The 10,317-nt window shown below is 41.9% G+C and carries 11 protein-coding genes; all 11 read right to left on the reverse strand.

The annotated features are described in order from the left end of the window. Window positions 1–13: 13 nt before the first annotated feature. Entirely contained in the window at window positions 14–1,396 is a 1,383-nt protein-coding gene (locus Q0R88_RS15220) for an NADH-quinone oxidoreductase subunit N (protein WP_295717564.1), read from the reverse strand. 51 nt (window positions 1,397–1,447) lie between these two features. Continuing rightward, the gene (locus Q0R88_RS15225) at window positions 1,448–2,923 is read right to left on the reverse strand and encodes an NADH-quinone oxidoreductase subunit M (protein WP_295717566.1); all 1,476 of its coding nucleotides are present in this window, start codon (window positions 2,921–2,923) and stop codon (window positions 1,448–1,450) included. Between the two features lie 22 nt (window positions 2,924–2,945). Then, window positions 2,946–4,859 carry an NADH-quinone oxidoreductase subunit L gene (gene nuoL / locus Q0R88_RS15230; protein ID WP_295717570.1) on the reverse strand — a complete coding sequence of 638 codons (1,914 nt, stop codon included), beginning with the start codon at window positions 4,857–4,859 and terminating at the stop codon, window positions 2,946–2,948. 138 nt (window positions 4,860–4,997) lie between these two features. Continuing rightward, window positions 4,998–5,327, reverse strand: a complete 330-nt coding sequence (gene nuoK, locus Q0R88_RS15235; protein WP_295717574.1) for an NADH-quinone oxidoreductase subunit NuoK — start codon at window positions 5,325–5,327, stop codon at window positions 4,998–5,000. Further along, window positions 5,327–5,824 carry an NADH-quinone oxidoreductase subunit J gene (locus tag Q0R88_RS15240; RefSeq protein WP_295717576.1) on the reverse strand — a complete coding sequence of 166 codons (498 nt, stop codon included), beginning with the start codon at window positions 5,822–5,824 and terminating at the stop codon, window positions 5,327–5,329. Before Q0R88_RS15240 ends, nuoK begins: the two co-directional genes overlap by 1 nt. 61 nt (window positions 5,825–5,885) lie before the next feature. Then, on the reverse strand, window positions 5,886–6,383 hold the full coding sequence (locus Q0R88_RS15245; protein ID WP_295717578.1) for an NADH-quinone oxidoreductase subunit I: 498 nt from the start codon (window positions 6,381–6,383) through the stop codon (window positions 5,886–5,888). Between the two features lie 4 nt (window positions 6,384–6,387). Next, window positions 6,388–7,431, reverse strand: a complete 1,044-nt coding sequence (gene nuoH / locus Q0R88_RS15250; protein WP_295717581.1) for an NADH-quinone oxidoreductase subunit NuoH — start codon at window positions 7,429–7,431, stop codon at window positions 6,388–6,390. Continuing rightward, the gene (locus Q0R88_RS15255) at window positions 7,431–8,426 is read right to left on the reverse strand and encodes a 2Fe-2S iron-sulfur cluster-binding protein (RefSeq protein WP_295717583.1); all 996 of its coding nucleotides are present in this window, start codon (window positions 8,424–8,426) and stop codon (window positions 7,431–7,433) included. The genes nuoH and Q0R88_RS15255 overlap by 1 nt, the downstream gene beginning before the upstream one ends. 177 nt (window positions 8,427–8,603) lie before the next feature. Then, window positions 8,604–9,962, reverse strand: a complete 1,359-nt coding sequence (gene nuoF, locus Q0R88_RS15260; protein ID WP_295717586.1) for an NADH-quinone oxidoreductase subunit NuoF — start codon at window positions 9,960–9,962, stop codon at window positions 8,604–8,606. A 2-nt stretch (window positions 9,963–9,964) separates the two neighbouring features. Next, a complete protein-coding gene (locus Q0R88_RS15265; protein WP_295717589.1) occupies window positions 9,965–10,147 on the reverse strand; it encodes a hypothetical protein in 183 nt (60 codons plus the stop codon). Between the two features lies 1 nt (window position 10,148). Next, the coding region (locus Q0R88_RS15270; RefSeq protein WP_295717592.1) for an NAD(P)H-dependent oxidoreductase subunit E at window positions 10,149–10,317 on the reverse strand (169 nt) is incomplete at its 5' end.

Here is a 10,317-nt window from a genome sequence, read left to right on the forward strand (position 1 = left end):
TACTCAGTTAATATTAAATGAAACGCGAGATAAAATCAGGGTAGATACCGATGATAACTGTTGCTAAAGCAGAAACTGCAAAAACAAGTTTATAATATACCGGAACAATAACTTCGGCCCTATCAGCCGTCCGGAAATACATGGCAACTATAACCCTGAAATAATAGAATATAGCTATTATAGCATTTACAACGGCTATGATAACCAGCCAAACCTGGTATTTTGACAACGCGCCCGAAAACATGAAGAACTTACCGATAAACCCTGCAGTAAGCGGAATACCAGCCAGTGAAAGCATTGATATAGTTAATACAAGGGCCAGGAAAGGATTGTTTTTTGCAAGGCCGTTAAAGCTTTCAAAACTATCGCTGCCACTTTGTTGATGAACCAATATTAAACTACCAAAAGCGATAATTGAAGCTATTGAATAGGCAGTAGCATACATGAATACCGAGTTTGCAGATGCTGAACCCAAAGCAACTATAGCAAATAACAAATAACCGGCATGCGATATGCTGGAAAAAGCCAGCATACGTTTAAAGCTTTGCTGATACAGCGCTGTGATGTTACCTACAAATAAAGTTGCTACGGTAATTACCAATAAAACCGGTACCCAAAAATCTGATAGCGGAGCAAAACAAGCAGAAAACAAACGGAGAAATGCAGCAATACTGGCTGTTTTTACCACTGTTGACATGAAGGCCGTAATGATGGTTGGCGAACCCTCGTACACGTCAGGAGTCCAAAAATGGAACGGCGCGGCGCCAAGCTTAAAGCAAAGCCCAACAACGATTAAGCCTATTCCAGTGTAGAACATAGGATCGATATGCGGATGAGCCAAAACCCAGTCGCGGATAACTTCCAAACTAAATGATCCTGTTGAACCGTATATCAGCGTAATACCAAACAGTAAGAAACCTGTTGAGAAAGCCCCCATCAGGAAATATTTTAAAGCCGCTTCATTAGAGGCAAAATCGCTTTTCTTTATACCTGCCAGGATGTATAAACTTACTGACATAATCTCGATACCAATAAACATCATGGTAAGGTTATAGTAAGATACCATTACAATGATACCCGCCAGCGAGAACAATATAATGGCATAGTACTCCGCCACATGGTTGCTTATCCTCTCGAAATACCCGGCAGACAATAGCAGGATGAGGATAGTACTGATGATAGTAACAGATGAAAATACAACAGAAAAATTATTGAACATCATCATACCATGATAAATTGGCATAGTGGTATCCGGAGTTTTATATTCGGCAATAGCACAAACCAGGGCGGCAATTAAGCCGATCACAGTAACGGGTAATAATGCTTTTGTAGCCTTGTATAATCCAAGATACAGCAACACTATTGGTAAAACAGATATGATGATTAAAGTAGTCATTTAAATATTTTTCTTTTTTAGAAATTAGAAATTAGAGTTTAGAATTTCTTCTTAATACACCAACTTTCCATTCAGGGTGCCCAACAAATTATTAACAGCCGCCTCAGATATATGCATTATTGGCTGCGGGTAAACGCCTATAACAATTATTAGTATACAGATAATAGTAAGAACCAATTGCTCAGATCCGCTTATATCTTTAAAAGTTGTTGTCAATTCATTAAGCTCACCCTGCATTACATTTTTATACATGCGCAGCATATATACAGCTCCAAAAATGATAGTTAAGCCAGCGGCAATCACCAGGGCCAAATTCATGTAGTGATAAGCGCTATATTGAAAAACGCTATCCAGCAACAAAAATTCACCCACAAAACCGTTGGTTAGTGGTAAACCTACTGTACCCAATACGATAATTAAAAACGCTATAGAAAATTTGGGCGCCACCATTGCAATACCACCAAGCTGGCCGATATCGCGGGTATTTAAACGCCTGCTGATGATATCCCATATAAAAAACATACCTACCACATTAATACCGTGGTTAAGCATCTGTATCATGGCTCCCTGTAAACCCTGCACGTTCCAGGTAAAAATTGCAGCAGCAATAAGACCTACGTGCGCTATCGATGAATAAGCTACCAACCGCTTACCATCGGTTTGCTTAAATGCGATGATAGAAGCATACACAATACCTATAACGGCGAGTATGATAGCTATGGGTTGCCAATGAGCAAGCCCAAGAGGCGCAATTGGTATTAACCATCTGATAACTCCATAGATACCCATTTTAAGCATAATGCCCGATAACATCATCGTACCACCTGTCGGAGCCTCTGTATAAGTATCGGGCTGCCATGTATGGAAAGGGAATAAAGGCATTTTTATAGCAAATGCCATAAAGAATGCTAAAAACACCCATGACTGTTGTTGAGCAGTAAGCTTTAAAGCGTAAAAATTGTGGATATCAAAAGTCTTATCCGGGGATTGTAAATAAAGGTAGATGATAGCTACCAGCATAAATAACGACCCGGCAAAGGTGTAAATGAAAAACTTAAGTGTAATACGGATGCGGTTTTCGCCACCCCAAAGGGCGCATATAAAATAAATAGGAATCAATGCGGCTTCCCATCCAACGTAAAACAAAAACCCATCCAGCGCGGTAAACACTACCAGCAAGCCAGCTTGCATAAATAGTATTAAAGCATAAAATGCACCCGCATTTTTGTACTCATGCTTGTAGGTAGTTAATATAATAAGCGGTACAAGCAAGGTGGTAAGTAATACCATGATCATGCTGATCCCGTCAATACCGGCGCTAAAATAGATACCAAATTTTGCTATCCATGGCACATCAATACCAAACTGTGTTGTTGCATCGGGCACAAAACGGCTTAAAAACAGGCCGGCTATTACCAGTTGGGCAACAGAGAAAAATAATGCGGCATGCTTAGCAACTCCATTTTTTAATAAGGCTACTATAACTGCGGCAACTACCGGTAAAAAAATTAATATACTAACGGTCATTTTATATTTTAAACGCTATCGTTTATACTTTAGTTAATCCAAATACACTGTAAAGCAATATGGCTATTATACCCAGCACCATTACAAATATGTAGAAACCCACATTACCGGTCTGCAATAAACGCAGCCCTTTACTGGTTTCAATAGTTCCTTTGCCTAAGCCGTTTACCAATCCATCTATGCCCATCTTATCCACAACGTTGTAGAAAAATGTTGACAGAAAATCTAATGGTTTACGAATCACAAAATCATAAAGCTCATCAACATAAAATTTATGGTATGATAAGCTGCTCAATGCCGGGCGCTCTTCGGTATCAGCTACCGGAACGCGGCCATTTTGCACGTATTTGATGTACGCATATATCAACGCGAACAATGCAACACCTACCGAAACACCCATCAGGATCCATTCGGTACTTGATGATAATTCACTTGAAGGTAATACGGCTGCTGAAGCTTTAAATACCGGAGCAAGGTAATGACCTAACTCATGATGACCGCCCAACACCTCAGGCACGCCAATTAAACCTCCCACTATAGAAAGTATTGCCAATATGATCAATGGAATGGTCATGGTTGCAGGCGACTCATGCAATTGATGCTCCTGTTCATGTGTGCCACGGAATTTACCCCAGAAAGTAAGGTACATCATCCTGAACATGTAGAACGAAGTAAGCATAGCTGTAAAAACACCCACCACATAAAATGTGGTACTATGCGCATAGGCATGAGCCAAAATTTCGTCTTTTGAAAAGAAACCAGAGAACGGTGGTATACCTGAAATAGCAATAGTACCGATAAGCATGGTAGCAAACGTAACAGGCAACTTGCTTTTTAAGCCTCCCATTTTACGCATATCCTGCTCATCGCTCATCGCGTGAATAACAGAACCCGCGCCAAGGAATAATAAGGCTTTAAAGAATGCATGCGTTAATACATGGAAGAAAGAGCCAGTGTAAGCACCTACGCCCAAGCCTAAAAACATATACCCCAGTTGCGATACGGTTGAATAAGCCAATACCTTTTTAATATCAGTTTGCGTAAGGGCGATAAGCGCGGCAAATAACGCGGTTGCTAAACCTACTATAGCTACAACTTCCATTGTAAATGGCGCCATGCTATACAAAATGTTTGAGCGGGCAATCATATAAATACCTGCTGTAACCATGGTTGCAGCGTGGATCAATGCAGATACAGGGGTTGGCCCTGCCATGGCATCCGGCAACCAGGTAAATAAAGGTAACTGTGCCGATTTACCTATGGCGCCCACAAACAGCAACATGGTAATAGCTGTAAGCGGTGCAGCACCTACTTTCAAGGCCGCAACTTTAGGAAATAATGTAGCGAATTCAAGGGTGCCAAATGCGTAGATCATTAAGAATACACCCAACAAAAAGCCCAAATCACCAATACGGTTCATGATGAAAGCCTTCTTGGCAGCATCTGCATAGCTTGGGTTTGTATACCAGAAACCTATAAGCAGGTATGAGCATAAACCTACGCCCTCCCATCCTATAAACATAATGATGTAGTTTGATCCTAATACCAGTAAAAGCATGAAGAAAACAAACAGGTTTAAGTAAGCGAAAAACTTACCGAAGCCTTTATCGTGATGCATATAACCTATAGAATACAGGTGGATAAGGAAACCAACACCTGTAATAATGAGCAGCATAATAGAACTTAACTGATCTATCAAAAATGCGAAAGGCACATGAACAGGGCCCGCATTAATCCAGTCAAAATAAGCAACATTTACAGGGTTTCCGGTTGATTTGATCTGAAAGAAAACCGCCAGGCTTAAGCCAAAAGATACCAGCACCAGCAGGCTTCCAATAAAGCCTATTATTCCTTTTGATAATGAATTACGACCAAGTCCGTTAATAATAAAACCGGCCAACGGTAATATGGGAATAAGCCAGATGTATTGATTCATGTTTTATAGCCCCCTCTAAATCTCCCCCTGAAGGGTGAGACTTTAAAAGTTTTATTTGTTTATGTTTAGTAATAATCTCTCTACTGAGAAATTTTGATTATTTTCTTCTATTCCTCCCCCTTCAGGGGGCCGGGGGGCCTACCACTTAAGCCTGTTCAGCACATTGATATCTATCGAATTGGTATTCCGGTAGATCATCACTATGATAGCCAAACCTACTGCTACTTCGGCAGCAGCAAGTGCCATAATGAAGAATACGAAAACCTGGCCCGAAGCATCGCCCCTGTAAACAGAGAATGCCGTTAGCAAAAGGTTCACCGCGTTCAGCATCAATTCAACCGACATAAATATTACGATAGCATTGCGGCGTATCAATACACCCATTACACCAATCGAAAAAATAATGCTGCTTAATAAAATGTAATGATTAAGCGGTACCGCATGTATTGTATTTGTTAAACTTTCCATTATGCAGTTTTTGTGTCTTTTGTAGCCAGTAAAACAGCGCCCACCATTGCCGATAGCAGCAATACAGACGATATTTCAAATGGCAGTAAAAATTCGTTAAACAATACTTTACCCAGGTTTTTTACCAGGCCCAGATCGGGGTTCTGTAATATTACAGGGTTAGATGCGCCGATAGATTTTAAAGAGGCCGCTAAAGCCACCATCAGTATACCACCACCAAACACACCCGCAAATTTCACCATAAATGGCTTAACAGGCTCACTATCCTTATTAAGGTTGATAAGCATCAATGTGTAAAGGAATAATACCAGGATAGCACCCATGTACACTATAAAATTAACTATCGCCAAAAACTGGGCGTTCATTAAAATATAATGAATAGTGAACGTAAAAAAGGTAAGTATAAGATAAAGGATACTATGTACCGGATTTTTGGCCGTAATAACCAATATCGAAAAGAATATGGACAAAAATGCGATGAAGTAAAATGTACTCATGTTTATATTTACAAAATACCCTTGCCCCATTAAAAGAGTTGGGCAAAGGTATAAAACTTCTTTATTGATTTAGGGGTGCCTCTACTAATTTGTCTTTACCGTAAATAAAATCCTTCCTTAAATAGTCGGCAGGTACAATATCTCCGTCAAGATATATAGCCTCCTTAGGGCAGGCTTCTTCACAAAGACCGCAAAAAATGCAGCGAAGCATGTTTATTTCATAAACAGCGGCGTATTTTTCTTCACGGTACAGGTGCTCCTCGCCTTTCTGGCGTTCTGCAGCCGTCATGGTTATAGCTTCTGCAGGGCATGACAATGCGCATAACCCGCAGGCTGTGCAGCGTTCCTTGCCATCCTCGTCGCGTTTAAGCGAGTGCATACCTCTAAAGTTTTCAGAAAACTCACGTTTTTCTTCAGGATAACTGATCGTTACCGGTTTCCTGAAAAAGTGCTTCATGGTAGTAATAAGTCCACCCGCGATAGCCGGCAGGTAAGCACGCTCTAAAAAATTGAGCGGCTTTACTTCCAATACTTTTCGTTTATTGCTTAATGATTCCATTTAATTAATATCCAAAGTGAGTAAGTGTTGCACTAACTATACCCGTTAGTACAATATTGGCAATGGCCAATGGTATCAATATCTTCCAGCCCAGATCCATCAACTGATCGTAACGGAAACGTGGAATTGTCCAGCGTACCCACATAAAAAAGAAGATGAACAAGAAAGTTTTAGCGAACAAAACCACCACACCAATAATTGGCGCAATAGTTGGACCGGTATGCGCAAGCATCCAATCCATACCCGGGTAGTTATAACCACCCCAATATAAGGTAGCCATTACTGCCGATGAAATAAACATGTTAATGTATTCGGCAAACAGGTAAAAGCCCAGTTTCATTGACGAATACTCGGTATGATAACCACCAACCAACTCAGTTTCGCACTCAGGTAAATCGAATGGTGTACGGTTGGTTTCGGCAAAAGCACATACAATAAATATCAAAAACCCAAGTGGCTGGCGTAATATATTCCAGTTCCAGCCGTGCTGTTGCTCGGCAATTTCACGTAAGCTTAAGGTACCTGTCAGCATCAGCAAAGCGATGATTGACAAGCCCATTGAAATTTCGTAACTGATGTTCTGTGATGCCGCGCGGATAGCGCCCAATAAAGAGTATTTATTGTTTGATGCCCAGCCGCCAATCATTACGCCATATACGCCTAATGATACCACACCGAAGATGTATAAAACACCTACGTTAATATCTGTAACCTGCAAATCAACAATATGCCCGCCTATGGTGATCTGTTGCCCCCATGGGATAACTGCCGAACCTATACACGCTGTTAATATGGCCAGTGAGGGGCCAACTATAAACAGGAATGGTGTTGCGTTGGTTGGAATGATCTCTTCTTTCAGGAACATTTTAGCTCCATCAGCCAGTGGCTGCAAAAGTCCGAACGGACCTGCACGATTAGGGCCTATCCTATCCTGGAAAAACGCGGCTATCTTGCGCTCGGCATAAGTTGAGTACATGGCCACAACCAAACTGATAAGGAAAATAATCAATATCAGGCCAAATTTAAATGCTATATCTACTAATCCCATTATAAGCGTGTGTCTCTTTCAAATTGTTCTTTATTCGCTTCCATCAATACCGGGTTGGTTTTAACAACCGGCAGCGGTGTAAACTCGTAGTGATTTGAGCTGATAACCGATTTATGCGATATTTTGCGTGGGCCTTCAATTACCCAATCAGCTGTTTTCTTTTTATCAAAGCGGCAGGTATTGCAAATAAACTCTTCAACCTCACCATAAACATCCTTGCGGCCTGTTACCCTTATCACATCCTCGCCTTTATACCACAAAGTTACTTCACCACAGCATTTATCGCAATCGCGGTGTGCATCTACAGGTTTAGTGAACCATACACGGTTTTTAAAGCGGAAGGTTCTATCTGTTAATGCACCTACAGGGCATACATCTATCATATTTCCAGAAAAATCGTTATCAACAGCTTTGCTGATATAAGTGGAGATTTCGGAATGATCGCCCCTGTTCAGGATACCGTGTAAACGGGTATTGGTGATCTGATCAGCAGTGAACACACAACGGTAGCACAGGATGCAACGCGTCATATGCAGCTGAATTTTATCGCCAATATCAATCTTCTCAAATGTACGGCGATCAAACTCGTAGCGTGTTTTAGCAGCGCCATGCTCAAAGCCTAAATCCTGCAAGTGGCACTCACCGGCCTGGTCGCAAACAGGGCAATCCAATGGGTGATTGATCAATAACATTTCAACCACACCTTTACGGGCCTCCACAACTTCGGGCGAGGTAATGTTTTGTACTTCCATGCCATCCATAACACCGGTACGGCAAGATGCAACCAGCTTAGGCATAGGGCGTGGATCCTTTTCAGATCCTTTAGTCACCTTTACCAAACAGGTACGGCATTTACCACCACTGCCCTCCAGCTTGGAGTAATAGCACATAGCAGGCGGAACGATGTCGCCACCTATCTGCCTCGCGGCATTTAGGATGCTTGTTCCTGGTTCTACTTCAACGGGTATTCCGTCTATTGTTACTTTCATTGACATTTATATAACGTCCTTGTATAAACTCTAAATCCCGATTTCTAAATCTTAAAGTTTAGAAACCTCTACATTTTTCCGGTATGTCATTGCGAGCGCAGCGTGGCAATCTCGTCATACATAGTCGTCACCTGTCCTTATGAGATTGCTTCGTTCCTCGCAATGACATAGTGGTGTGTTATTTTATGCTGTCGCTGCAACCGTTAACGGATCAGCATAATGCGCTAACCCAAAATTACGGGTTGTAGCTTCCGCTCCGTTAGTTACATGCCATTCAAATTCATCCCTGAAATGGCGGATAGCACTGGCCACCGGCCATGCTGCCGCATCACCAAGCGGACAAATTGTATTTCCTTCAATTTTTTTAGATACATCAACCAGCAGGTCCATGTCGCTCATTTTGCCATGGCCATACTCCAGGCGGTGCAGTACCTTCTCCATCCAACCGGTACCTTCACGGCAAGGCGAACATTGTCCGCAGCTTTCGTGGTGATAAAACCGGGTAAAATTCCAGGTATTACGCACAATGCACTGGTCTTCATCATATGCAATGAAACCGCCAGAACCCATCATGGTACCACTTACAAAACCACCATCGGCTAATGATTCATAGCTCATTAGGCGGGGCTCGTTATTAATGGTCTTCAAGAAAAGATTAGCAGGCAATATTGGCACCGATGAACCACCTGCAACAACCGCCTTCAAGCGTTTGCCATTGGCAATACCACCACAGTATTCGTCAGAGTACAAAAACTCTTCTACCGGTAAACCCAGGTCAATTTCATAAACTCCAGGGTTTTTAACATTACCACCAGCCGAGATCAGCTTGGTACCTGTGCTGCGGCCAATACCTAATTTAGCATATTCGTCGCCACCTTCGTTAACGATAGGCACTACTGCCGCTATTGATTCCACATTGTTTACCACCGTAGGGCAACCATACAAACCCGCGATAGCAGGAAATGGTGGTTTTATACGCGGATTACCACGTTTGCCTTCCAATGATTCCAATAAAGCAGTTTCCTCGCCGCAGATGTAAGCACCGCCACCAGGTTGAACATATAATTCAAGATCATAACCCGATCCTAATATATTTTTACCTAAAAAGCCTTTTGCTTTTGCTTCGGCAATAGCTCTTTCCAGTATGCGGATCTGCGGCATCATTTCGCCGCGAACATATATGTATGATGTTTTGGCACCCAACGCAAAGCTGGATACGATCATTCCCTCAATTAATAAATGGGGAATATAAGTCATCAAATAACGATCTTTAAAAGTACCGGGTTCAGATTCATCGGCGTTACAAACCAGGTAACGCTCAACACCTTCCGGCTTTGCTAAAAAGCTCCATTTCATCCCGGTAGGGAAACCTGCACCACCACGGCCGCGCAAGCCCGATTTTTTAACCTCTTCCACCACTTCATCGGGTGTTAAGGTTTTCAGGGCTTTTTCAACAGCGGCGTAACCGCCTTTTGAGCGGTAAACATCAAATGTATTGATGCCGGGTACGTTTATATGTTCTAAAAGTAATTTACGTGCCATTACTAATATATTTTACCGCTAAATTTATAAGCAGCTATATGATTTTTTATACAATTTGTAAGTATCAGAACAGTTGTTAAACCAACTATCAGGCTATAACGCTCGGGCATTTGTACCGTTATATAAAGCAGGATACCTGCTAATAATGCGATGTCCCAGGTGGTAAGCCTTATTCTGTCTTTCATGTTAGTTATTACCTTTTTGCTTTAAATCACCAATCAGTTTATCAACAGATTCGGTGGTTAAGTTCTCGTAAAAAGTGTACTCGGGGCCAATTTGCAACACCGGGCCAAAGCCACAGGCAGCAAGGCACTCTACGCCTCTCCAGCTAAATAAGCCATCGGGGGTAACGTCA

It is taken from the genome of Mucilaginibacter sp. (genome assembly GCF_025362475.1).
In the GTDB taxonomy this organism is placed as follows: domain Bacteria; phylum Bacteroidota; class Bacteroidia; order Sphingobacteriales; family Sphingobacteriaceae; genus Mucilaginibacter.

Excerpts from the sequence above, each read along its gene's own strand:
- Q0R88_RS15255 (WP_295717583.1), bottom strand. The coding sequence starts at position 8,426 with ATGTCAATGAAAGTAACAATAGACGGAATACCCGTTGAAGTAGAACCA.
- nuoF (WP_295717586.1), bottom strand. The coding sequence starts at position 9,962 with ATGGCACGTAAATTACTTTTAGAACATATAAACGTACCCGGCATCAAT.
- Q0R88_RS15225 (WP_295717566.1), bottom strand. The coding sequence starts at position 2,923 with ATGACCGTTAGTATATTAATTTTTTTACCGGTAGTTGCCGCAGTTATA.
- Q0R88_RS15220 (WP_295717564.1), bottom strand. The coding sequence starts at position 1,396 with ATGACTACTTTAATCATCATATCTGTTTTACCAATAGTGTTGCTGTAT.
- Q0R88_RS15245 (WP_295717578.1), bottom strand. The coding sequence starts at position 6,383 with ATGGAATCATTAAGCAATAAACGAAAAGTATTGGAAGTAAAGCCGCTC.
- nuoL (WP_295717570.1), bottom strand. The coding sequence starts at position 4,859 with ATGAATCAATACATCTGGCTTATTCCCATATTACCGTTGGCCGGTTTT.
- nuoH (WP_295717581.1), bottom strand. The coding sequence starts at position 7,431 with ATGGGATTAGTAGATATAGCATTTAAATTTGGCCTGATATTGATTATT.
- nuoK (WP_295717574.1), bottom strand. The coding sequence starts at position 5,327 with ATGGAAAGTTTAACAAATACAATACATGCGGTACCGCTTAATCATTAC.
- Q0R88_RS15265 (WP_295717589.1), bottom strand. The coding sequence starts at position 10,147 with ATGAAAGACAGAATAAGGCTTACCACCTGGGACATCGCATTATTAGCA.
- Q0R88_RS15240 (WP_295717576.1), bottom strand. The coding sequence starts at position 5,824 with ATGAGTACATTTTACTTCATCGCATTTTTGTCCATATTCTTTTCGATA.